The 23846-nt window shown below is 63.5% G+C and carries 23 protein-coding genes; 15 read left to right on the forward strand and 8 right to left on the reverse strand.

The window, feature by feature from the left end; genetic code table 11:
• The first annotated feature begins 11 nt into the window (after nucleotides 1-11).
• The 15 genes from neuB to DFR39_RS15035 all read left to right on the forward strand — a co-directional run bounded on the left by neuB (nucleotide 12) and on the right by DFR39_RS15035 (nucleotide 15169).
• Complete coding sequence (gene neuB / locus DFR39_RS14965; protein ID WP_133604387.1) at nucleotides 12-1088, forward strand: N-acetylneuraminate synthase; 1077 nt, start codon at nucleotides 12-14, stop codon at nucleotides 1086-1088.
• Nucleotides 1085-1741 carry a NeuD/PglB/VioB family sugar acetyltransferase gene (locus DFR39_RS14970; RefSeq protein WP_133604389.1) on the forward strand — a complete coding sequence of 219 codons (657 nt, stop codon included), beginning with the start codon at nucleotides 1085-1087 and terminating at the stop codon, nucleotides 1739-1741. The genes neuB and DFR39_RS14970 overlap by 4 nt, the downstream gene beginning before the upstream one ends.
• On the forward strand, nucleotides 1738-2787 hold the full coding sequence (locus tag DFR39_RS14975) for a nucleotidyltransferase family protein (RefSeq protein WP_133604391.1): 1050 nt from the start codon (nucleotides 1738-1740) through the stop codon (nucleotides 2785-2787). The genes DFR39_RS14970 and DFR39_RS14975 overlap by 4 nt, the downstream gene beginning before the upstream one ends.
• The gene (locus tag DFR39_RS14980) at nucleotides 2784-3476 is read left to right on the forward strand and encodes an acylneuraminate cytidylyltransferase family protein (protein WP_133604393.1); all 693 of its coding nucleotides are present in this window, start codon (nucleotides 2784-2786) and stop codon (nucleotides 3474-3476) included. The genes DFR39_RS14975 and DFR39_RS14980 overlap by 4 nt, the downstream gene beginning before the upstream one ends.
• Nucleotides 3477-3499: 23 nt before the next feature.
• Nucleotides 3500-4660: an N-acetyl sugar amidotransferase gene (locus DFR39_RS14985; RefSeq protein ID WP_133604394.1), complete on the forward strand. Its 1161-nt coding sequence runs from the start codon at nucleotides 3500-3502 to the stop codon at nucleotides 4658-4660.
• 16 nt (nucleotides 4661-4676) lie between these two features.
• A complete protein-coding gene (gene hisF / locus DFR39_RS14990; RefSeq protein ID WP_133604396.1) occupies nucleotides 4677-5435 on the forward strand; it encodes an imidazole glycerol phosphate synthase subunit HisF in 759 nt (252 codons plus the stop codon).
• The gene (gene hisH / locus DFR39_RS14995; protein ID WP_133604397.1) at nucleotides 5432-6100 is read left to right on the forward strand and encodes an imidazole glycerol phosphate synthase subunit HisH; all 669 of its coding nucleotides are present in this window, start codon (nucleotides 5432-5434) and stop codon (nucleotides 6098-6100) included. Before hisF ends, hisH (DFR39_RS14995) begins: the two co-directional genes overlap by 4 nt.
• Nucleotides 6100-7365, forward strand: a complete 1266-nt coding sequence (locus tag DFR39_RS15000) for a lipopolysaccharide biosynthesis protein (protein WP_133604399.1) — start codon at nucleotides 6100-6102, stop codon at nucleotides 7363-7365. Before hisH (DFR39_RS14995) ends, DFR39_RS15000 begins: the two co-directional genes overlap by 1 nt.
• Nucleotides 7362-8846, forward strand: a complete 1485-nt coding sequence (locus DFR39_RS15005) for a hypothetical protein (protein WP_133604401.1) — start codon at nucleotides 7362-7364, stop codon at nucleotides 8844-8846. Before DFR39_RS15000 ends, DFR39_RS15005 begins: the two co-directional genes overlap by 4 nt.
• The gene (gene hisH / locus DFR39_RS15010) at nucleotides 8843-9475 is read left to right on the forward strand and encodes an imidazole glycerol phosphate synthase subunit HisH (protein ID WP_133604403.1); all 633 of its coding nucleotides are present in this window, start codon (nucleotides 8843-8845) and stop codon (nucleotides 9473-9475) included. Before DFR39_RS15005 ends, hisH (DFR39_RS15010) begins: the two co-directional genes overlap by 4 nt.
• A gap of 1 nt (nucleotide 9476) precedes the next feature.
• Complete coding sequence (locus tag DFR39_RS15015) at nucleotides 9477-10262, forward strand: AglZ/HisF2 family acetamidino modification protein (RefSeq protein WP_133604405.1); 786 nt, start codon at nucleotides 9477-9479, stop codon at nucleotides 10260-10262.
• Nucleotides 10259-11368, forward strand: coding sequence for an N-acetyl sugar amidotransferase (locus DFR39_RS15020; RefSeq protein WP_133604406.1), 1110 nt, complete (start codon nucleotides 10259-10261; stop codon nucleotides 11366-11368). The genes DFR39_RS15015 and DFR39_RS15020 overlap by 4 nt, the downstream gene beginning before the upstream one ends.
• 47 nt (nucleotides 11369-11415) lie before the next feature.
• Nucleotides 11416-12687, forward strand: a complete 1272-nt coding sequence (locus DFR39_RS15025; protein WP_162849541.1) for an O-antigen ligase family protein — start codon at nucleotides 11416-11418, stop codon at nucleotides 12685-12687.
• Nucleotides 12687-13862 (forward strand): glycosyltransferase family 4 protein, encoded by a 1176-nt coding sequence (locus tag DFR39_RS15030; protein WP_133604410.1) that lies wholly within the window; start codon nucleotides 12687-12689, stop codon nucleotides 13860-13862. Before DFR39_RS15025 ends, DFR39_RS15030 begins: the two co-directional genes overlap by 1 nt.
• A gap of 68 nt (nucleotides 13863-13930) precedes the next feature.
• On the forward strand, nucleotides 13931-15169 hold the full coding sequence (locus tag DFR39_RS15035; protein ID WP_133604412.1) for a Kelch repeat-containing protein: 1239 nt from the start codon (nucleotides 13931-13933) through the stop codon (nucleotides 15167-15169).
• A gap of 25 nt (nucleotides 15170-15194) precedes the next feature.
• Here the strand turns inward: DFR39_RS15035 and DFR39_RS15040 are convergent, their stop codons facing one another.
• The 8 genes from DFR39_RS15040 to DFR39_RS15075 form a co-directional block, all read right to left on the reverse strand.
• Nucleotides 15195-17069, reverse strand: a complete 1875-nt coding sequence (locus DFR39_RS15040) for a polysaccharide biosynthesis protein (RefSeq protein ID WP_133604414.1) — start codon at nucleotides 17067-17069, stop codon at nucleotides 15195-15197.
• Nucleotides 17070-17087: 18 nt separating this feature from the next.
• Entirely contained in the window at nucleotides 17088-17675 is a 588-nt protein-coding gene (locus tag DFR39_RS15045; protein WP_133604416.1) for a sugar transferase, read from the reverse strand.
• A 4-nt stretch (nucleotides 17676-17679) separates the two neighbouring features.
• Nucleotides 17680-18858, reverse strand: coding sequence for a DegT/DnrJ/EryC1/StrS family aminotransferase (locus tag DFR39_RS15050; protein ID WP_133604418.1), 1179 nt, complete (start codon nucleotides 18856-18858; stop codon nucleotides 17680-17682).
• Between the two features lie 130 nt (nucleotides 18859-18988).
• Nucleotides 18989-19696: a class I SAM-dependent methyltransferase gene (locus DFR39_RS15055; protein WP_133604420.1), complete on the reverse strand. Its 708-nt coding sequence runs from the start codon at nucleotides 19694-19696 to the stop codon at nucleotides 18989-18991.
• Nucleotides 19693-20928, reverse strand: a complete 1236-nt coding sequence (locus DFR39_RS15060; protein ID WP_133604422.1) for a glycosyltransferase family 4 protein — start codon at nucleotides 20926-20928, stop codon at nucleotides 19693-19695. The genes DFR39_RS15055 and DFR39_RS15060 overlap by 4 nt, the downstream gene beginning before the upstream one ends.
• Nucleotides 20925-22016 carry a glycosyltransferase gene (locus DFR39_RS15065; protein WP_133604424.1) on the reverse strand — a complete coding sequence of 364 codons (1092 nt, stop codon included), beginning with the start codon at nucleotides 22014-22016 and terminating at the stop codon, nucleotides 20925-20927. Before DFR39_RS15065 ends, DFR39_RS15060 begins: the two co-directional genes overlap by 4 nt.
• Nucleotides 22013-22582: an acyltransferase gene (locus DFR39_RS15070; RefSeq protein ID WP_133604426.1), complete on the reverse strand. Its 570-nt coding sequence runs from the start codon at nucleotides 22580-22582 to the stop codon at nucleotides 22013-22015. The genes DFR39_RS15065 and DFR39_RS15070 overlap by 4 nt, the downstream gene beginning before the upstream one ends.
• The gene (locus DFR39_RS15075) at nucleotides 22566-23846 is read right to left on the reverse strand and encodes a lipopolysaccharide biosynthesis protein (protein WP_133604428.1); all 1281 of its coding nucleotides are present in this window, start codon (nucleotides 23844-23846) and stop codon (nucleotides 22566-22568) included. The genes DFR39_RS15070 and DFR39_RS15075 overlap by 17 nt, the downstream gene beginning before the upstream one ends.

Below are 23846 nucleotides of genomic sequence, written 5' to 3' on the forward strand. Positions count from 1 at the left end.
GAACGCACGTCATGAGTTCATCCGTCTTCTTCATCGCCGAAGCTGGCGTCAATCACAACGGGTCGCTGGATCTGGCCCGCCAACTCGTCGACGTCGCAGCCGAAGCCGGCGCGAACGCGGTGAAATTTCAGACCTTCAAGGCCGAGAACCTCGTCACTGCCGCGGCGCGCAAAGCACAGTACCAGATCGACAACACGCAGGAAGACGGCGGACAGCTCGCGATGCTGCGTCGACTGGAGCTGGCTCACGAGGACCATGAGGCTCTGCTAGCGCACTGCCGCGACCGCGGCATCGCCTTCATGTCGACCGGCTTCGACTCAGAGAGCCTGGCGATGCTCGGCACGCTGAACATGCCCGCGCTCAAGATCCCGTCCGGGGACATCACCTGTGGTCCATTGCTGCTGCAGGCCGCACGTCTCCGTCAGAAGCTGATCGTGTCCACCGGCATGTCCACGCTTGGCGACATCGAACAGGCACTGGCTGTCATCGCCTTCGGCTTGACGCACGACGGCACGCCGTCGTCCCGTGCCGAGCTCGAGGAAGCCTATAGCAGTGCCGAGGGCCGGCAGGCGCTGCGAGACCACGTCACGCTGCTGCACTGCGTCACGCAGTACCCGGCACCGGCCAGCGCTGTTCACTTGCGGGCGATGGACACCATGCGCGAAGCCTTCGGCCTGCCGGTGGGCTACTCGGACCACACACTAGGCCTGGAGGTCTCCATCGCGGCAGTGGCGCGCGGCGCCACCGTGATCGAAAAACACTTCACGCTGGACCGGACCATGCCGGGCCCGGACCACGCGGCCTCGCTGGAACCCGCAGAACTCAAGGAACTGGTGCGCTGCATCCGGACCGTCGAGCAGGCGCTGGGCAGCACGATCAAAGGGCCCGCGCCTGAGGAGCTCGGCAATCGCCGTGTCGCCCGCCGCAGCGTGGTGGCGGCCCGCCCGATCGCCGCTGGTGAGTCACTGACGCTGGACAAGCTGACAAGCAAGCGTCCGGGAGAGGGCATCTCGCCGATGGACATCTGGTTCCTCGGAGACCGCACCGCGCGCCGCGACCACGACTTGGACGACCTGATCGCCCCATGACCTCGCCTTGTTCCGTCATTGTGATCGGTGCCGGTGGACACGCGCGCGTGGTGGCTGACGCACTGCTTTGCGTTGGCGTAAGAGTTCTGGGCTTCACTGATGCCGATCCTAGTAGGTGGAACCAGACGAGCTTCGGGCTGCCCATACTTGGTGGCGATGATGTACTCGCGAGCTACGATCCCACTGCAGTTTGCTTGGCCAATGGCCTGGGCATGGTCGATGCTCAAGGAGCAATAGTCCGCCGCCAAGTGCAGGTCAAGTTGGCCACGCAGGGCTGGCGCTTTGTTGCGGTACGCCATCCGTCGGCAGTCATTTCGCCTCGCGCACTGCTGGCTGAGGACGTTCAAGTACACGCCGGTGCGGTCATACAAGCCGGTGCTTCGGTCGAAGCCGGCGCAATCGTCAATTCCCGGGCAGTCATCGAGCACGATGTACGCGTGGGTGCGTGGACGCATGTAGCGCCTGGCGCGGTGATCTGCGGTGAGGCGCAGATTGGCTCAGGCGCGCATATCGGTGCCGGAGCCGTCGTAAGGCAAGGCATAGAACTGGGGAACAACGTGCTGGTTGGCGTGGGCGCTGCCGTCGTTCGCCATCAACTAAGTGCAACCGTGCTGGCCGGCGTGCCCGCGCGACCCATGGATTGGAAGACATGAAAGACTGGGAATCCGCCCTTGTCCGGCCAGAGACGACGCTACGAGAGGCACTTGAGACCATTGATCGTACTGGTGCCCAGGCTGTGCTGGTCGTCGATCACACTCGCCGATTGCTCGGCACATTGACCGATGGTGATGCGCGCCGGAGTCTGCTGGCCGGTTTAGCCCTGTCCGCTCCAGTGTCCCAGGCCATGTTCCCGGACCCGACCTGCATCAGCCAAGGTGAGACACCACAAAGCATCCTGTCGACGATGCGTCGAACGGGTTTCCATCAGTTGCCCATCATCGATGCCGAGCGCAAGGTCGTAGGCTTGGCCTTGATCAACGACTACCTAACTGCGATTCGGCGAGAGAACTGGGTAGTCATCATGGCTGGCGGGCTTGGCAGCAGGCTTCAGGAACTCACGCGAGACGTACCCAAGCCAATGTTGAAGGTTGGTTCTCGCCCCATACTTGAGACCATTATCCGTAGCTATGCCGACCAGGGATTTCACCGCTTTTACTTGGCAGTGAACTACAAGGCTGAGCAGATTGAACAGTACTTTGGGGATGGCAAGGCATTGGGCGTGGACATCCGCTACTTGCGAGAGAAGCAGCGTCTTGGCACTGCTGGCGCGCTGAGTCTGCTTCCGGAACGTCCGGAACAGCCCTTTATCGTTACCAACGCGGACCTACTAACGAAGGAAAATTTCGGTCTCATGCTGGATCAGCATGAGCAAGCGCGGGCGCAGGCCACAATGGCTGTCCGGAACTATGAGATGCAGGTACCGTTCGGCGTGATCAAACTTCGTGACGGCTTCATCGAATCCATTGAGGAAAAGCCAATTCACCGCTTCATGGTTAGTGCGGGGATCTATGTGTTGTCGCCAGCAGCGTTGAATTTGGTGCCGGCGAACGAGTTCTTCGACATGCCCTCGTTGTTCGACGCAATGTTGGCAGCCAATATGCCCACCCGCTCACATCAGATGGATGGCTACTGGCTAGATATCGGCCGGCTGCCCGATTACGAGCGGGCCAACCTCGATTTTCACGAGGTGTTTCAATGATCGACGGTCTGCGTGTTCTGGCGATTATTCCCGCTCGCGGCGGTTCAAAGGGTATTCCAGACAAAAACATCGCGCCGCTTGGCGGCATGCCGCTCATCGGCTGGACAGTAAAGGCGGCCCGCGCGTCGGAGCACATCGATGAAGTGATCCTATCGTCCGATGATGACAAGATCATCGATGAGGCACGCAAACTCGGGTGCAACGCTCCGTTCAAGCGCTCGCCAATGCTCGCCACCGACACAAGCGCCTCGATAGACGTCGTCATGGACGCGCTTGACAGGACACCTGGATACGACATCGTTGTGCTGCTACAGCCAACTTCGCCGTTGCGGACGGCAGCTGACATTGATGGCTGCCTGCGCGCTATGGTTAACACCGCGGCGCCCGCTGCGGTGACAGTGCGACCGGCAGCAGATCACCCCTATCTCGTATTCAGTCAGGACGACCAGGGGCGCTTGAGCCACTTTACGCGCCCCCCCGAGGGCGCCAGCTTGCGCCGGCAGGATCTGCCGAACGCTTGGTGCCTGAATGGCGCAGTCTACGCAGCCCGCTGCGACTGGTTGCGTGCCAGCCGCAGCTTCCTATCCCCGCAGACAGTAGGCTTTCACATGCCAACTGACCGCTCCATCGACATCGACACGCCGGACGACCTTGCCAGAGTCCGGTCCCTTGTTCCATTCGCTTCCTGAGCGGCCCAACCCGAGAGGTCAAAATGAAGAAACGCGACGTTATCAATCAGTACAAGCTGCCAACCGAAGTTCGGTTTTGCAAGTTGTGCACCATGTCCAACCAACGTCCGCGGATTACGTTCGATGAACACGGCGTCTGCTCGGCTTGCAACTTCGCAAATTACAAGCGTAACAAGATCGACTGGGCAGAACGCGAGCGCGAATTGGTCGATCTTTGCAACCGCTATCGCAAGGGCAACGGCGAGTACGACGTCATCGTGCCCTGCAGCGGCGGCAAGGACGGCAGCTTCGTCGCCCACATGCTGAAGTTCAAATACGGCATGAATCCGCTGACCGTCACCTGGGCTCCGCTAAAGGCAACTGAGATCGGCCGTCGCAATCTCGACGCTTTCATTCAATCGGGATTCGATAACGTTCTGGGCACGCCCAACGGCAAGGTTACGCGCAAGTTGACACGTCTGGCGCTGCAACATCTGGGAGACCCGTTTCAGCCGTTCATCTACGGCCAAACCAACTATCCCATGCACATGGCGGTCAAGCACAACGTGCAGCTCATCATGTACGGGGAAAACGGCGAGGTAGAGTATGGCGGTGACATGAAGAACGCCTTCCGCCCGGATCGCGACATTCAGGATCATGACAAACACTATTTTTCTGGTCTTCCACCCGAATTCTGGATCGAGCATGGTGTCACCCAAGCCGATCTGAAGCCGTTCATGGCGCCAAGCTATGAATCGCTAATGAACAACAAGACACAGATCCACTTCTTCGGTTACTACAAATTCTGGGATCCCCAGGAAAACTTTTACTACTGCCGCGAGAATACTGGATTCCAGCCCAACACCGAGCGGTCGGAAGGCACCTACTCGAAGTACGCTAGCTTGGACGACCGCATCGATGGCTATCACTATTTCCTGGGCTACATCAAGTTCGGCATTGGCCGAACAACATCGGACACTGCGCACGAGATTCGCGATGGCAAGATCAGCCGCGAAGAAGGTATAGCGCTGGTCAAGCGCTATGACGGCGAGTTTCCCCGCAAGTACTACCAGGAGTTTCTGGACTATTGCGGCATCACAGATGAGGAATTCCAGGAGGTCGTCGACAGCTGGCGTTCGGACCATCTGTGGGAGAAAACAGCCGACGGCTGGCAGCTTAAGCATCCTATCTGGAACGAGGGCTGACCCACAGCGACATCTCATGAGAACCCGCCTCATCCCGCGCCTCGATATCAAGGGGCCAAACCTGATTAAGGGCATCAATCTGGAAGGCTTACGCGTAATCGGAGCCCCCCAGGACTACGCTCGAAAGTACTACGAGCAGGGCGCAGACGAATTGCTCTATGTCGACGTGGTGGCCAGCCTCTACGGACGCAACAGCCTGCACGACATCGTGCGTCGGGCAGCACAGGATGTGTTCGTCCCCTTGACGGTTACGGGCGGGCTGCGCTCAGTCGATGACGTTCGCGACATGCTGCGCGCTGGGGCAGACAAGGTCGGCATTAACACCGCCGCAACCAAACGCCCCGAGCTAATCAGTGAGGTGGCGCGCAAGTTCGGCTCGCAGTGCATGGTGCTCTCCATTGAGGCCAAACGCGTTGCATCTGGTCGCTGGGAGGCCTACACCGACAACGGCCGCGAGCCCACGGGCATGGATGTCGTCGAATGGGCGCAACGTGGTGTCGAACTCGGTGCGGGCGAGATCCTGCTGACATCGGTAGACCAAGAAGGAACGCGCGAGGGCTTCGACCTAGCGCTACTCGCGGCGGTTGCGGGAGTGGTTCCTGTGCCCGTTATCGCCAGCGGTGGAATGGGCCAGCCGCAGGATGCAGTGAAAGCAGTCAGAGAAGGGCGGGCGGATGCGGTCGCGATGGCCGACATCCTCCACTACAACCGTTCGACGCTCGGGGACATCCGAACCGCAGCGTTGGCCGCAGGCGTAGGTGTGAGAACTCAATGAAGAAGACCGTCACCATCATCGATTACGGCGTTGGCAATCTTCTGAGCGTCACGCGGGCCTTTGAACATTGCGGCGCCACCGTGAAGCTCGCCCACGATGCCTATGACATCGAACGAGCAAGCCACCTCATTTTGCCAGGCGTTGGTGCGTTCGCTGACGGCATGCAAGGGCTCCGGGATCGCGATCTCGTCGAGCCTATCCGTCGCTATGCAGCCTCGGGACGTCCACTCATGGGGATTTGCCTGGGTATGCAGATGCTGGCCACTGCAAGCGAGGAATTCGGCGAGCACGAGGGCCTGAACCTGATTCCGGGCCGCGTGCGTGCAATACCGCGCGTCGCGGTAGACGGCTCCGCGCTGAAGACACCGCATATCGGCTGGAGCCCGCTCTACAAGCAAGCCCAGGTTGACTGGACCGACACCATCCTCGCGGATACCGTGCTCGAAAGCTCGGTCTATCTCGTCCACTCGTTCGCCGTCGAGCTCGACGATTCAGCAGATCTGTTATCCCACTGCGTCTATGGCGGGCATCGCATCTCGGCCGTGATCCGGCGCAACTCAGTCGTCGGTTGCCAGTTCCATCCAGAGAAGAGTGGCCCAGTTGGACTGAAGATCATCGCCGGCTTCCTAACCCAGGACGAGCTGGACCGGGCCTCGGTGACGTAGTGGCATCCTTCCTGCGCAGCGGCGGCATCTACGTTGGTGCCGCGGCGATGAATGCGATCATTCCTTTCCTCGCCCTGCCGCCTCTCGTCCGCACGCTGGGTCCCGAAGAGTTCGGCAAGGTGGGGGTCTACCTTGCGCTGATCAACATCGCCACGGTGGTAGCCGGGCTGAGCGTGCACGGCATCATCAGCGTCGTGCACTTCAGGGATGGCGCACATGCTGTGCCGGCCTATGTGCGGGGCGCATTGCGCACCGTGGCACTGACGGGGTTCCCGCTGCTATTGGGCTGCCTGCTTTTCGCCCCGCTTCTCGAACGCCTCACCGGGCTAGCGGCCGGCTGGGTGTGGACCATCGCGCTGGTCGCGTGTGCCCAGTTCATCGTGTCGCTGAGCATGGCCATTTTCCAGGCCCGGGAGCAGCCACTTCGCTACGCAACGCTGCAGGTGGGCGTTACGGCCGGATGGGCTGCGCTCTCAATCCTGCTCGTGTGCAGCGCCGGCATGGACTGGGTCGGTCGGGCCCTAGGCCAATTGATCGCCACGATGGTCGTCGCGCTGGGGGCGCTGTACCTACTGCACCGTGAAGGCATGCTGTCGGCATCGACCGGGACAGCGCCGCTGTCCGCGCTGCTACGCTTCGGGTTGCCGCTGGTGCCTCACTCCATCGCGGGCGCCATCATGGCGGGAGCAGATCGGCTGCTCCTTTCCAGCATCGGTACGACGGAGATGGCGGGACAATACTTCGCGGCCTTCCAGATAAGCGCCGTGATTACCGTGGGCGCAGCAGCGATCAACCAGGCCTGGGTGCCCTGGATCTACCGTCGTCTCGCGTCGCCCTCACGCGAATCTGCTGTCGAGATCGTCCGCGCCACTTTCGCGCTGAATGCCGCCTTGCTGCTTGCCGCGCTAGTGCTAGCGCTAGCCGCGCCCTGGATAATTAAACTTGTCGCAGGCGAGCACTACGCCGAAGCCGTGCCCGTATTGCGTTGGCTGGCGCCTGCCGCGGCCTTTTCCGGCATGTACTACTTCGTCACGAACTACCTTTTTTACACCGGAAAGACAGGCGTGCTGTCGACGATCACGTTTTTCACCGCCGCGCTGCAGGTCGGACTGCTGCTGGTCTGCGTACCGAGGTGGGGCATCAGCGGCGCCGGGTTCTCAACACTGGCTGCCGCTATGGTTTATTGGATGGCGACTTGGTTCGCCGCGCATCAGGTCTCGCCCATGCCGTGGATGAACGCTTTTCGCAAAGGGCCGTCGGCATGACAGCCCCCTCCCTGGACGCGCGCGCCATCGCCTCCCATGTGCTTGCCATCGAGCGGGGACTGGACTTGGACTCGCCGGATTGGCGCGTGGGCGACGTCCACCTCTGGCCGCTCTACCGGCTCGAGCTGTACCGTATGCTATTTGTCTGCCATGCCGGTCCACCCAGCAAGGGCGTACGCCGGCCGGAGATCGGGCCCGTATTCCGCCGCACCGAATCCTCGTCGCCTGCCGCAGACGCGGACTCGCCAGTCTGGCTGGTGTCCGACGGCATTTCGTTTGCGGCGCTGGGCGATGACCAGATGGAACGCTTCTGCGGTCCGCTGCACCAAGCCCTGCGCGACATAGGCGTCGATTCCGTGCTCGTCGACCGTGGCAGCCCGCAACGGCGACGAGGTACCACGCCTACGCGCTGGTGGATGCCATTGACGCATCGCGCCAAGTTGTCCGGTGCGCTGCGGGCCGCCTTCTTGCCGGACCGCCGGCACCAGCGACTTGTCGAACAGGTCCGACTTGCTGCCGGACGCTCGGGAATCGTCTTGCCGCCCCTTAGCGCCAAGCGGTTCAACGCAATGACCAACGCAGTGCTGTCGCTAGCCTCGACGTTAGCAGTAAGGATGCGGCGCGAGCGGGTGCGTGCAGTGTTTGTCGTCGGCTACTACGACGTCGGTGGCTACGCGTACGTCCTGGCGGCACATCGGGCGGGCGCCGCCTCAATCGACGTGCAGCATGGCGTGACTGGCGACCTGCACATGGCCTACGCCGACTGGCACGTCGAACCGGCCGGCGGCCTCGCGTTGCTACCCCGCTTCTTCTGGTGCTGGGCCGATGACGATGCCCGAGTCGTCGAGCGCTGGGTGGGATCTCATGCGTTGGCAACCCGCCAGGCATTCGTCGGAGGCCACCCGTTCTTGGAAGCCTGGCGCACGGGTTCGATCCGCTTGTCGGAGGATGCGCAGCAAGCGCTTGACCGCCTGCGTATCAGCGCCGAAGGCCGCCCGCCAGTGCTGGTGACCCTCCAACCTCACCTGACGACGGAGGAATCGCTGGCGCCACTGCTTCAAGCGTGGATCCAGCAGCCCAAGGTCGCGTGGTGGCTGCGGCTGCATCCGTTGGCGACAGACGATCGCGCGGGCATCGAAGCGCTGCTGGCAAGTCATGGTGTCACACACTGGAACATCACTGACGCCACCTCGCTGCCCCTGCCGGTGCTTTTGCGGGATACAGCCGCGCACGCCACTCACAGTTCCAGCACTGTCATCGAAGCAGAGTTGCTCGGCATCCCTTCGCTCGTGTGGTCGGACTACGGCGAGCAACTCTTCGAGGCTCACATCCGCCGCGGTGTGGCCATCCGTGTGTCCGATGGCGACAGCTTCGTGCGCACGCTGCCGCAGCGCTGCGATATTGCACATCATTCGATCTCCGCTTCAGAGCCGTCGCGACTGACTGGCGTCCTGCAAACCATCCTCCAAGCCGCACAATGATCGTCATCGTCGACTACAAGACCGCGAACCTCGGTTCCATCGTGAACATGTTCAAGCGCATCGGCGTCGCCGCACGCGTTGCAGAGCGACCTGCCGAGCTCGACGGCGCCACTCACATCCTGCTTCCGGGCATCGGCCATTTCGACACCTGCGCGCGTAATCTACGCCAACTGGGGTTTGCAGACGCACTTGCGCCGCTCGTACATGAGCGGCGTCTGCCGCTGCTCGGCATCTGTGTCGGTGCGCAGTTGCTGACGCGAGGTAGCGAAGAAGGCAACGAGCCCGGCTTGGGCTGGATCGATGCTGACACGCGGCGTTTTCCCGCCATCGACCGGCCCGACTACAAAGTGCCGCATATGGGCTGGAACCTCGCCGAGCCGCCAGCACCCCATGCTCTGTTCATGAACTTCGAAGGGCCGGCACGCTTTTATTTCGTCCACTCATACTTCATGAGCGCCGACCGCCCCGAATCAGTGCTCAGCCGCACGACACACGGCGTCGAGTTCGCCTCGGGCATCACGCGGAATAACATCGCCGGTGTCCAGTTTCACCCCGAGAAGAGCCACCGCTTCGGTATGCAGTTACTGCGGAATTTTGCTGCCACGCACAGCCCCGAGGGAGTCCGTTGAGATGCTGCGCGCTCGTTTCATTCCCACGCTGTTGCTAAAAGGCAGCGGCTTGTACAAGACGGTGAAGTTTAAGAACGAGACATATATTGGTGACCCGATCAACGCCGTTCGCATCTTCAACGACAAGGCCGTTGACGAACTGATCCTGCTGGACATAGACGCGCATTCGCACGGTCGTGGCCCCAACTTCGATCTAATTGCCGACATCACCAGCGAAGCCTTTGTGCCGCTCTGCTACGGCGGTGGCGTCACGACACTGGAGCAGATTGAGCGCCTATTCAAACTGGGCGTAGAAAAGATTGCCATCAATTCCGCTGCAGTCGGTGCACTAACGCTAGTTTCGGAAGCCTCTAAGATCTACGGCAACCAGAGCATTGTGGTCGGTATCGACGTAAGAAAGAGCTTCTTCGGTAAGCACGAACGCTTCATCAAATCTGCCCAGGTCAATACGAAGGAAGACCCAGTCGATGTCGCCCTCCGCGCGGAACACGCCGGCGCGGGCGAGTTGATGGTCTATAGCGTAGACCGCGACGGCACAATGCAGGGCTACGACATCGCCTTGACACGCAGCGTGGCACAGGCGGTGCAGGTTCCTGTCATTGCCTGCGGAGGTGCTGGCAGCTTGGCCGACATGATCCAAGTAATTGATGAAGGACACGCGGCTTCGGCCGCCGCCGGCAGCCTATTCGTTTTTCAGGGCAAGCATAGAGCGGTTCTGATCACCTATCCAGAAGAACAAGCGCTGGCGCAGGCCATCGCCCACAGCAAATCATTCGAACAACCATGAACAGCGCTTACCAAATTTGCACGCGATGCGTGATGGACACCACCGCTCCGGGAATTGAGTTCGACTCGACGGGGATCTGCAACTACTGCAAGAGCCACGAGGAGAAAGTCGCGGCGACGCCGCTGTATCAAGGCGGTGCCGAAGAAAAACTCAGGCAACTGGTAGCGCGCCTGCAGTCGGAGAAACGGGGGGAATATGACAGCATCGTCGGCCTGAGCGGCGGGGTTGACAGTTCGTACGTGGCCTATCAGGCCGTCAAATTAGGTTTGAAGCCTCTGGCGGTCCATTTCGACAACGGATGGAACTCAGAGCTTGCCGTCAAAAATATCGAACAAATCGTCAAGCGTCTGGGCTTAGACCTGTTGACCTTTGTCATCGACTGGGAAGAGTTCAAGGACATCCAGCGATCTTTCTTCAAGGCCCATGTGATCGACATTGAGATGGTGACCGATCACGCGATTTTCGCGGCCATGTACCAGATCGCCAATAAGCACAAGATTCGCTACATCCTGTCAGGCACGAATGCGGCCACTGAAGGGATCATGCCAGCGGCCTGGCAGCACTTCAAGTTCGACCTTCGCAATCTCAAGGCAATCCACAGGCAGTTCGGCACGCGCCCCATCAAGCGTTACCCGACGCTGAGCGTTTGGGAAATGGCCTGGAATCATTATGTACGTGGCGCCAAGTCAGTCAGCCTGCTGAACTACTTGCCCTACCGCAAAGACGAGGCCATGCGCACGCTCAAGGACGAATTGGGTTGGCAGTATTACGGTGGTAAGCATTACGAATCGACATTTACAAAGTTCTATCAGGCCCACATTCTTCCAGCCAAATTTGGCGTCGACAAACGCCGCATCCATCTCTCGGATCTAATCATGAATGGCGAGGTGACGCGCGAGGAAGCGCTTTCAGATCTCCATAAGCCGCTGTACGAGCCGTTGCAACTGGAACAGGACCAAGACTACGTACGCAAGAAATTGGGATTCTCCAAAGAGGATTTCCAAGCTTACATGTCGTCCCCCCCCGTCAGTCACTACGAATATCCGTCGTACGCCAAGCTAGCGCAGCGACTCGTGAGTGTCCACAAAAAGCGCCTACATAAGTGACTAGCAACGGCCTCCTCGGGGCAGCCTCACCCGACCGCCCACGGCGTATGCTGTGGGTCTGGTACGGGCTTGTACTCGTGGCGACGTGGAATGCGGTGCTGCGCCCCTCAGCGAACATTCCGATTACCCCGTACTACTTGCTAATGCCGTTCGTCGGTGCCCTGATGGTTTCACGCTCTGCTTGGGCCAGTCGCTGGTTTCTATGGCTTGCACTTTTCGGGGTTTACGGTTTAGTCGTAGGCACGTGCTACGGCGTGCCGGTGAGCATGCAGGCCGCACAGTTGCTGAAGTACGCACAGTTGACCACCTTCTTGGGACTCTTAGTCTGGCTCGGTCGAATCGACCCCGGTTCCCGGCACCGACTTCAAAGAATAGTGCTTGCACTGACGGCGACGGCCTTCGTCATTGCTTCAATCCAACAGCTTACGGGCCTAGAGTTTCCCACCGTTGTAAACGAGGAGAGTAGCCTATGGCTGAACACCTTCTTCTTTACGCCCAACGATCTGGCGCTCTTTCTGTGCGGCGCGTTCTGCCTCGTGCTCTGCAGCGACAATGCTCTATGGAAAAAGACTCTTTTCTTCTTGGCGTTTATTGCACTGAACTTGCGCAACGATGCTAAGGCAGCAATCTTGGCTTCGCTCTTGATGATCGGCATGTTTGCACTGTTATTAGCATGCCGAAGCCTAAATATAAGACCGTTGATTGGTCTCTTGACCCTCGTCGTACTGATGCCCCTGTCCGTAGTCGCCATGAACGACACCATCGTTAAGATTGGAGAAACGGAGTTTGATTTCATCCAGCTTTTTCAAGACCCACTGAATCGACTCGCTAATCTAGAGCCCTATGATCTCGGCGGTTCCATCTTTGACCGAACGGACGCGCTTATCCATTCAATCGAGGCGCTCAAATCGAACCATTGGCTTGGACTCGGGCCGGCAGGCTCCGTGCACACGCTCTCGTTGCCAAACTTCGAGCTATTAACTGCTAAGAGCCTACACAACGCCATTGCTGAGGTTTTGATCGAGTTTGGACCAGCTGCACTGATGCTGGCATTTATTCTGCTTCGCCCTTACGCTCAAGCCTTACTAAGTAAGCGACCAACGCCCCACCAGATGGGATTGATGTGCTTTGTAGCAGCCGCACCACTTCTCTCGGTGTCCCAGTCATCTGGCTACATCTCAAACTACGCATTCTGGCTAACTGCATATCTTATATGGAGCCCATGGAGCGATCGAAAGACTAGCGCACCATTTATGCTGCCAACAATCGCCCCATACTCACCTATACCCGTTGATTCTCGCGCAAGGGCCATTCACTAATGACTCTAAAAATTGCCGCCTTCTTTCAGCACATGCCCCCCTACTCGGGGGCGGCAGCGCTTCGTGGCCAGTCCATCATGTCGGGGCTGACACAGATTCCTGAGTTGAAAGGGGCGCACATCAAAGTACACACTTCCATTCCCTCACCGACATTGATGGCTGGCGTGGAGGTTGTCTCGCTCGGCACGCCGGAGGTGGAAAACTCGCTGTCGCTCAAGCGACGGCTGCTTGGGGAATTGCAGATGGGTTGGCGGGCGGCGCGCAGGCTTTTCGCCGGCGAAGGACGGCCTGACATAGCAATCATCTCTTCCCCCGGCTACCTTGCCGCCTTAGTCATTGCAGCCTATTCGCGCTGGCGCCGTGTACCCTATGTGCTGGAAATGCGTGACATCTACCCGCAGGTGTATGCGGAAGCCAGCTTGATTCGACGCGAATCTGCCCTGTACCGCTTCTTCTCCGGTCGTTCGCGCCAGTTGTACCGAAAGGCGCGCTTGGTAATTTGTGCAACACAGGGTTTGGCGCGCGAGGTCATGCACGACGAACCGTCCGCCAAGGTCGCCTGCGTTTACAACGGCTTCCCTGCCGAACTGCTCGAACGCTCGGCCCATAAGCACTCGCGTTTCACGGTCTGCTTTCACGGCGTGTTGGGTTACTTCCAGGACGTAGACACCTTGGTGGCGGTGGCCGAACGCCTAGCTGAGCACAACATCGACATGCTCGTAATCGGGTATGGCCGCAAGGAATCGCAGTTGCAGGCTTCAACACTCTCGAATTTGCGCTTCCTTGGTCGTCAGCCCTTCGATGCCACGATTGCCGAGATCGAACGCTGCCATCTTGGCCTGTGCTTGCGCCTGGACGACGGCATTTCCAAAGACGCCTTTCCCGTCAAAGTGTGGGAGTATCTCGGCTTGGGCATCCCTAGCGTAGTTACGCCGCCTTGCGAGGCCGGTGACTTCCTTACCGCGCAGGACTGCGGTGTCGTCCACGCCGCAGGGGATGTGGGAGCCATCGTTTCTACCGTTCTGGCGCTGCGGGACAGCCCCGCCCGTTGGCAGGCGCTATCGAATCGGTGCAGGTTGGTCGGACGCAGCTATACGCGCGCCGCCACCGGGCTAGCCGTCGCCCGCCTCATCAGTGAAACCTTGGACGTCAGCACTGCCCCGGCTGCGAAGTGATGGACTTGGGCCCCAACAACAAGCCAGACGCTGGCAATGTGCGAGGCCTGTTACCCAGATCAGGCGCTTTGCTCGCGGCCCTCGTGCTTACGGGCTGCGGCGGAGGCAGTGGTGGGGACGAAGTCGGCAGCACCTCGGCGGCATCGACACTATCGGTCTCAGTGGCAGCCTGCGACGCCGCCGCGTACGATTCGGGCAAGCTGCTGTACATCGTGACGGAGCAGCGGTGCGCCATAAGCGAAGCGGGCACAACCATTCAGCTTCGTTACGGCTCGCCAGCCACCGAGGCCGTCAGCCTTTCGCTGAAACTGGGCCAGGAGCAACCTGGGGTCGATATTCCCGGTTTGGGCAAGCGCCAGGTCGGTCTGTTCCGATCCGGGCAATGGCGCAGTTTCCCCAACGAGCGGGCCTGGATCGCGCGGGACGGTGCCGGGCTGGTGGTACTCAACGGCAGCCTGTACTTGTTGGGCGGCTGGACCAACGGCCCGGTTACCAGCGAGGTCTGGCGCACAGACGATGTGGCCAACTGGACCTTCCTCGGCAACGCTCCCTGGAAGGGCCGCCATGGCGCGGCGTGGCTCAGCCACAAGAACCAGATGTGGGTGATTGGGGGCGACCTTTTCACCGATGTCTGGTCATCGCCGGACGGTATCCAATGGGAACAAGCCACCGCCGATGCCGGCTTTGGTCCGCGTTATACACCCAACGCTGCCGTGATCGCGGACGAGATCGTGCTCTACGCGGGTCAGGACTGGACTCCCATTCCATGGTGCAACGATCGGCCCGATTGCGTCGCCCGCGGCAATCGTAGCGTTTGGAAGTCTGCAGACGGCAAAACCTGGACCGAGATTCTTGCGCAAGTCCCCTGGGAGGGCCGCGCTCTCATCCACGGGTCGGTCGTCCACCAAGGACAGATCTACCTCATTGGCGGCGGCCTAAAGGTCGCGCCGCCCAATGAGCGCTACCAGGAAACCTTCGTGGAGTACACCGACATTTGGTCCTCTCCCGACGGAATCCGCTGGACGCAACGACTGCCCAGCGGCGCGTTTCCGGGTCGCAGCCATTTCTCGGTGGCGCATACCGCCAAGGGGTGTTTCGTCTCAGACGGCTCCGTTGGCACGCAAGCCGCCCTGTCCAACGACTTGTTCTTCGCTGCGGACTGCATACGGTTCGAGCGACTGCCGGTCCCCCAAGAACTGCCTGTGCGTCACGCCAGTTCCTTGGTCGACTTCAATGGGTCGCTGGTGCTGCTCGGTGGCCCGAACTATGGGAATGCCGGCACTTCAGTCTGGCAGTACTTCCCATAGCCGATTTCCCTTCAGCACGGCGGAATCAGCGCTGACCTCCTGCATAGCTCAGCGGAAGCTCGGCTAGCAGCGTCCGCACCGCCACGCCTGGCTTAGCCACAGCGGCGCCCTGGCTAGACGCGACGAATCGCGCGATTGCCTCACTGTCCCCCAACTGATCGCCTAGTTGAGCGATCCGTAGGGCCGCGATCGATGTGGGAACGGTGGTGTCCTTGTCCCCCAACAATTCCTCGTGGAGCTTCTCCCCGGGCCGTAAGCCCGAGAACTCGATGCGGATTTCCTTCGGGTCCTTACCGCTCATCTGAATCATTGTCCGGGCCAGGTCAGCAATTCTCACCGGCTCTCCCATGTCGAGCACAAAAACCTGCCCTGCCCCTCCCATGGCACCCGCCTGCACTACCAAGCGCGCGGCCTCGGGAATAGTCATGAAATAGCGCGTGATGTCCGGGTGTGTCACCGTCAATGGCCCGCCACTGGCGATCTGGTCTTTGAACTTGGGGATCACGCTCCCGCTTGAGCCAAGCACATTACCAAAGCGCACCGCCATGAAGCGCGTTCTCGGGTGATCCTTGGCCATGCCGGCAAGCACCAGCTCCGCCGCCCGCTTGCTAGCCCCCATCACATTGGTCGGATTCACGGCCTTGTCGGTGCTGATCAGCACAAAGCGCTCCGCCCCCTCTTCGGCCGCCGCCTGGCAGGCGTTGTGCGTGCCCAATACATTGTTGCGCACACAGGCCCAAGCGTTTTCTTCTTCCATCAGCGGCACATGCTTGTAGGCCGCGGCGTGGAAGACGATTTGCGGCTTGTATTTGCCGAAGACGTAGCGCAGATGCTCCAGGTCCTTCACATCGCCCACCAGACGCACCAGGGGGATGTGGGGGAACTTCTCGCCCAGCTCCTGCTCGATGGTGTAGAGCGCGAACTCGCTCAGCTCGTAGAGCACGATGCTTGAGGGGCCGTAGCGCGCCACCTGGCGGCAGAGCTCGGAGCCGATGGACCCCCCGGCGCCGGTGATCAGCACCACCTTGCCGTTCAGACATTCGCTGATGCCGCCTTCGTCCAGTTCCACGGGCTCGCGGCCCAGCAGGTCTTCGGGCTCGATATCGCGCACTTGGTCCACATGGCGGCCGGCCAGCAGCTCCTGGCTGCTGGGCACGGTGAGCACGGGCAAGCCCGTCTGGCCGGCCAGGTCCAGGGCGCGGCGGCGCTGGGATGTGCTGGCCGCAGGCATAGCCACGATCAGGTGGGTGATGCCGTGCAGTTCGGCAAAGTGCCTGGCCTGCTCCAGCGTGCCCAGCACGGGCACGCCGGCCACGCGGGCGCCGCGCTTGGCCGGCGCGTCATCCAGATAGCCCACCACCACCCAGCCCTGGCTGTGCTGGATGCCGGCCACCAGCAGGCGGCCGGCGTCGCCCGCGCCCATCACCAGGGCGCGGCGCTGCTCCTGGGCACTGCCACTGATGCGGCTGCGCATATGCTCATAGAGCATGCGGTAGCCCATGCGCAGCATGGCCAGGCCCATCAGGGTGAAGAGCGGGTGCAGGGCCAGCACGGCGCGCGGCACCTTGCTGAGCTGGGCCATCAGCACCACGGTGGCGCCCACCAGGCCGGCAATGGCGCAGGCCAGGGCCAGGCGCTTGACCTCGCCAAAGCCCGAGAATCGCCACATGCCCTTGGGCACCTTCAGGCCCTTGAGCACCAGGGCGTAGAGCAGGACCAGGCCCAGCAGCACCCAATGGTCATAAGCCGGCCGTGCGCTGAACCAGCGCTCGAAGCCCAGGCGGAAAAGATAGGTCGCCTGCCAGGCCAGAGCCATCACCAGCAGGTCCAGGCCCAGGGCCAAGGCCTCGCGATGCGGGCGGATGCGGGTTAGCAAGGCATCCAGGGACAACCAGTTCATAGCGTCAACAACAATTCATCAGGGGCGCAGCGCGCCCAGGGTGGCCAGGATCACGCGGAGATCGCTGCGCAGCGTGGCGCGTCGCACATAGGCGGCGGCCAGGCGCAGCTTGGTGGGCATCACCACCTCCACATACTCGCGCTCGGGGTCGGCCGCGGCGGCCAGCAACTCGCTCTCGTTGCGAAAGCTCAGCGAGGCCGGATCGGTGATGCCCGGCCGCACCGAGAGCACGATCTCGCGCAGCTTGGGGGGGTACAGCGCCACATAGCGCGGCACCTCGGGCCGCGGGCCCACCAGGCTCATGGCGCCACGCAGCACGTCCCAGAGCTGGGGTAGCTCGTCCAGCTTGGCCGCACGCAGGACGCGACCCGCGCGGGTGATGCGCGGATCCACGCCCACGGTGATCTGCAGGCCCGCGTTGTCCACCCGCATGGTGCGGAATTTGTGGATGAAAAAAGGCCGGCCGAAGCGCCCTACCCGCTCCTGGCGGAAGAACACGGGGCCGGGCGAATCGAGCTTGACCCACAGCGCGATCAGCAGCAGCACAGGGGCCAGCAGCAGCAGGCCCAGGGCGGAGAGCAGCAGATCGAAAGCGCGCTTGGCCATGGGCTCAGCTCAGGGCAATTTCGCGCACGGCAGCAATCACGCGCTGCACATCGGCATCCGTCATCGCGGTGTAGAGCGGGATGCTGAGCATGCGCTCATAGGCCTTTTGCGAATGCGGGAACTGCTCGGGCGTGAGGCCGTAGCGGTCGCGCCAGTAGGGATGCAAGTGCAGAGGGATGTAGTGCACGCTGCAGCCAATGCCCTTGGCATACATGCGCTCGATGAAGACATCGCGCTCGACGGCGCAATCGTCCGCCAGCCGTAGCACATAGAGGTGCCAGCTGTGCGTGTCGCCTTCCGGCGCCTGCGGCGGCAGGATCAGGGGCAGGTCGGCAAAGGCCGCGTCATAGGCCGCGGCAATCTGCTCGCGCCGCAGCTGAAAGGCCGGCAGGCGCTTGAGCTGGTGTAAGCCCAGGGCCGCGGCGATGTCGGTGAGGTTGTACTTGAAGCCCGGCGCCACGATCTCGTAGTACCAGCTCGGCACCTTGGCGGTGAAGCGGTCGAAGGCGTCGCGGTTCATGCCGTGCAGGCGCATCACCTTGGCGCGCTTGGCCAGCTCGGCATGGCGCGTCACCAGCATGCCGCCCTCGCCCGTGGTCATGGTCTTGTTGGCATAGAAGCTGAACACCGTGGCGTCGCTGCCCAGGGTGCCGATCAGCTCCTTCTCCAGGGTGGTGGGCAGGGCATGGGCCGCATCCTCCACCACGCGCAAGCCGTGTTTGCGGGCGATGTCCAGCACGGCCAGCATGTCCACGGCCAGGCCGGCATAGTGCACCGGCACGATGGCTTTCGTGCGCGGCGTGATGGCGGCCTCGATGGCCGCCACATCGATGTTCAGCGTGGCGGGGTCGATGTCCACCAGCACCACGTCCGCGCCCAGATAGCGCACCACCTCGGCGGTGGCGGTGAAGGTGTGGGTGGTGGTGATGACCTCGTCCCCTGGGCCAATGCCCAGGGCCTCCAGCGCCAGATGCAGGCCGGCCGTGGCCGAGTTGACGGCGATGCACTCGAGCTGCGAGTCCTCGGCGTTCTGGGTCAGAAAGGCGGCGAAAGCCGCCTCGAACTGCTTGGCCTTGGGGCCGGTGGTGACCCAGCCGCTCTTCAGCGTGTTCACCACCTCGGCAATCTCCTCCTCGCCGATCTCGGGCAGGGCGAAGGGCAAAAAGGCTTGTTCAGTGCTCATACAAATTCGATTCGGCAGAGCCGCACACGGTTGGCAGTCCGCATTTTCCCAGCGGGCAGCGTCGGTCCGGCTTCGCCGGCCGACCGGTGCCGCCCCCTGGAGGGGGCGCGCGCAGCGCGTAGGGGGTGAGTCAAGGTTTCTCTATGACGGCCAGCACATGGGTGCGCAGCCAGGGAATGCTGTTGAAGACGGTGTAGGCGGCGGGATGGGCGCGGCAAACCAGACGGGCCAGCGGCGGCGCCAGGGTCAGACGCTGCCAGCGCAGCCGGCCCTCGGGAAAGAGCGCACGCACCCGCGCCAGGGGCACGCCCCGCACATCGCGGTTGCGTGGATTGTCGACGATGAAGTCGTACCAGAGCACCGCCCCGCCCGGCCGCAGCCAGCGCCACATGGCCTGGGCCAGGGCCTGCTGCACGCCGTCATCCAGGATGGAGGAGAACACGGTGGACTGCAGCACCAGGTCCTGGCTGGCCTCACCCACCCCCGCCTGCGAGGCATCCCCAAGGCTCAGCTGCACGGGTGCGGGCAGCACGGCCCGCGCCAGGGCATGGCGCTCGGGCAGCAGCTCGATGCCGGTGAGGTGCTCGGGCGCCAGGCCCAGGCGCAGCATCTCCAGCAGATTGCCCCCGGCGCCGCAGCCCACCTCGGTGAGCCGCCACTGCTCGGGTCGCCCGGGCCGGCGCGCCAGCTCGCGCAGCAGGGCGCGCTGGCGCTCCTGCAGCATCTGCCAGACCTCGGGGCGCAGCAGGCTGTAGCGGTCATGCGCCACGGTCTCGGCCCGGCGCGCATAGCGCTGGGCAATGGCGTCCAGTTCCTGCTGCTTGCGCGGCGGGCTCATGACACGGCTTCGATGAACCGGCGCGCCAGCACCGGGTAGGTGTGGTGGGCCAGCACAAAGGCGCGGCCGCGCTCGCCCATGGCGGCCCGCTCCTGCGGGCTCAGCGCCGCCAGTTGGCGCAGGCCCTGGGCCACGGCCTGGGCATCCTCGGGCGGCACAGTCAGGCCGGCGCCGGCCTCGGCCACGGGGTCGTTGCCGGCCTCCACCGAATGCAGCACCGGGCGGCGCGCCATCATGTAGTCCATCAGCTTGTTGGGGGCGATGCCAAAGCGGTAGATGGGCGTTCGCTGCCAGCCGATGTAGGCGATGTCAAAGGCCGCCAGCAGGGCCGGGATCTGGGCCTTGGGAATGGCATCGAACATGGCCACCTGGGCAATGCCCTCCTCACGCACCCGCGCGGCCAGGCGCGCCTTCTCATGCCCGCCGCCCACCATCACGATGTGCAGGGGCGGCTGACCCGCGCTGTCCTGGGCCTGCAGCAGCTTGGCCGCGTCCAACAGCACGTCCAGGGCATTGGGCAGGCCGTGCGAGCCGGCATAGCCCACCACCAGCTTGCCAGCGGCGCGCTGGGTGGCGATATGGGCCGCGATGTCGGAGCGCAGGCCCGGGGCCTGACTCTCGTCCCACTCGTCCAGCGTGATGCCGTTGGGCACGATGTGCAGCTTGCTCAGATCCAGCCCATGGGCGGCCATGTGCTGCTGCACCTTGGGCAGCATGGAGACCACGCGGTCGGCGTCGCGGTAGGCATCGTTCTCGGCCTTCTGGCACAGCAGGGCAAATGGATGCCAGGGCGACATGCCCGAGAGCTCGATGGGCGAGAGCGGCCAGAGGTCGTGCACCTCGTAGACCAGTTTGGCCTGGGCTAAGCGGGCCACTTTGCGGGCCACCCACACATCCATGGGGTAGGTGCTGGAGGCGATCACCACATCGGGCGCGAAATCGCGGGCCAGGATGTCGGCGTCCTTGGCCACATGGCGGCAGAAGGCCCAGATATTGCGCAGGCGCCCGAAACCATTGCCCGCGTAGGCAGGGGTCTCGTACCAGCAGTAGGCAATGCCGTCCAGGGTCTGGCCGCCGGCCTGGGGCTGGCGGCTGCGCACATGCGAATGGCTGGCGGCCAGCACCAGCACCTGGTGGCCCATGCGCACCCACTCCCGCGCCAGGTAGTAGGGCCGGTACTCCATGCCCAGTTCGGGCGTGCCGGCGTAATGGTTGATCAGCAGAATCTTCATCGGGGGGCGGCGGCGTGCGCCGGCGGGGGCGTGAGTTCGGTCAGGCGCGCCACAAAGCGCTCCACGGCCGGGGGAAAGAGTCCATGGCCGGCCACCCAGGCGCGGTTGGCGCGGCCGGCGGCCTCGGCGTCCAGGCCCTCTAGCACCGCCAGGCTCAGGCGCGCGGGCTCGTCCAGGATCAGGCCCTGGCCGGCCTCCGGCGCGATCAGCTCGCGATTGGCCGGCAGGTCCGAGAGCAGGGGCAGGCATTCATGCGCCATGGCCTCCAGCACCGAGACGGCCACCGAGTCGCTCTCCGGCAGGCTCAGGTACCAGCGGGCGCGTGCATACCAGCCCGCCTGGGTCTTGGCATCCAGGCGGCCCAGAAACTCCACGCGCTCGGCCAGGCCCAGCGCGCGCACCTGGGCCTCCACGGCCGGGCGCAGCGAACCGTCGTTGGCCACGGCCAGGCGTGCCTCGGGCTGCTCGCGCGCCACAGCGGCAAAGGCCTCAATCACCCGCTCGGGCCGGTAGAGAGGCTCCAGGCCGCGGTTGGCAAAGAAGAGCCAGGGCTGCTTCTTCGCGCCCTGCTTGGGCAGGACCTCCAGGCCGAAGGGAAAGGTCATCACCTCGCCCGCGCCCAGCTCGCCCTGCATCACCGCCGTCATATGGCGCGAGTCCGAGGTGCACAGCCGCGCCTCACGCAGCGCGCGCCGGGTGAGCCAGCGGTAGGCCGCGCCCTGGCGGGGGGTCACCAGGATGTCGCTACCCCAGGCCGAGGCCGCGATCTGGGCACGCAGACGCCAGCCGGTGCGCGCGGCCCAGGCCAGGGTGCCGTGCGAGGTGAGGTAGTGGGCATGGATCCAGTCGGCATCGACCTTGGAAAGCCAGGCGCCCAGGGTGGGCAAGGTCTTGATCACCGCGATATTGCCGCCGCCATGCGCGCTGGCGTGGCCCAGGGCCAGGCGGCGCTGGGGCGGCAACAGGCTCTCGAACTCGGGCAGAAAGCCGCGGCTGGACGCCGCCCAGAGCTCCACCCGGGGCGCCAGGGCCCGTGCCCACTTCAGCAGATGCGGGCTTTCGCCATCGCCCAGCAGGACCAGTCTCATCGGGGAACCTCGTTGGCCCAGGCTTCGTAGTGCGGCGCGAGCTCGGGGTACTGGGCCAGCAGGGTCGCATCACGCTCGCGCACATCACCCACCTGGCGCGCGGGCTGGCCGGCCATGATGGCAAAGGCCGGCACCTCGCCGCGCAGCTGGGCATAGGCGCAGATCAGGGCACCGCGGCCGATGCGGGTGTTGGCCTCGATCAGGCTGTGCGGGCCCACGAAGACATAGGGGCCGATCTCGATGGGCCCCTGGATATAGCCCGGCGCCGGCCCGCTGTGGCTGGCATAGGCCCGACCCAGCAGGCGGATGGAGCGGTGCGAGCTGTGGGTGACGATGCTGCAGAAATTGGTGATCTGCACGCCCTCGCCTATCGTGAGCCCGGCCGTGGCATCCAGGAAGTTGAACTGGCCGATGAAGACATGGTCGGCCAGGCGCAGACCGGCCTCGCCCTCGATGCAGGTGCTGGGGGCGATGCGGCTGTGCGGCGCCCCACGCTCACCGAAGATCATGCGGAAGAAGAGCTGGCGCCACAGGGCGCGGCGCACGCGGTTAAGCCAGGCTCTCATCGGCAGGCCCTTGGGCAGTGGTGGTGGCGGTGGCCTTGGTGAAGGCGGGAAAACGCTTCCAGGTCGCCAGCGACCAGAAGAAGAAACCGAAGTACAGGGCCATGGCGGCCGACACGCCCCAGGCCGCGCCAATCAGGCCGCCCAGCTTGAGGCCCAGGGCCAGACCAGCCACGAAGAGCAGCTGCCCCACCAGGGCCAGACGCAGGGCCCAGCCCTGGGCCTGCCAGGCCATGGTGGCCACCGACAGCGGCGAGGCAATGAAGTGCAGCGCGATATAGGGCGCCAGGGCCTGAGCCAGATGGCCTGCATCCACCCAGCGCTCGCCAAAAGCCCAGGCAAACAGCGGCCCGCCCCAGAGCAGCAGGACGAGCAGCAGAGGAAGGGCCAGCACGGCCAGGGCGGCCAGGGCCTGGCGCACCAGGGCCAGGGCCTCGGCCGGATCGCGGGCGTTCACTAGGCGGGGATACAGGGTCTGGGACAGGGCGCCGCCCACCAGGCCGGCCGGTGCCTTCAGATAGCGCAGGGCCAGGGCCCAGTAGCCCGCCGCGGCATCGCCGGCCAGGCTGGTGATGATGAGCAGGGCCAGGCTGTCCTGCAGGGCGCCGGCAAAGGCATGCGGGGTGTTGAGCAGGGGGAAGTCGCGATGCTTGCGCGCCAGGGTCTGCAGCGCCGCGCGCGGCTGCGCCAGCAGGCCCAACCAGCCGCCCTGCGGCGCCGGACGCGCCAGCAGCGCGGCCGCGCCCAGGCCCGCCAGGCTGGCGCCCAGCAAAAGGCCCCAGGCCCCCAGGCCCGCCAGGCCCAGGGCCAGCTGCGCCACCGCGCCACCGCCGTACTGCAGCACGCGCGCCACGGCCAGCTGGGCATAGCGCTGGGCACGCGTGGCCCAGAGCGTGAGCCACTGGGCCGCGGCACCGGCCAGCACGGCCAGGGGCAGGCCCAGGGCCAGGTCATAGTCCTGCCAGGCCAGCAGCACCACGCCGGCCACCGCGCTGGCCGCCGTCACGCCCAGCAGCACCCGCAGGCACAGGCCCATCAGCAGGGCGGCCGGCCCCTCCTCCCGCTCCAGCGGCAGGGCGAACTCATAGCGCGCGCAGCCCACCACCGCCACATTGGTGGCCAGGGCCCAGAGCAGGGCGAACTGGCCGAATTCGGTGGGCGAGTACAGGCGCGTGAGCCAGGGCCCCAGCAGCAGGGGCAGGGCCTGGGCCAGGGCGCCGCCGGCCAGCAGGGTGAGGGTGGAGCGCCACAGCCCCCCGGCGTGCAT

The organism is Roseateles asaccharophilus (genome assembly GCF_004362405.1).
GTDB classification, from domain to species: domain Bacteria; phylum Pseudomonadota; class Gammaproteobacteria; order Burkholderiales; family Burkholderiaceae_C; genus Kinneretia; species Kinneretia asaccharophila.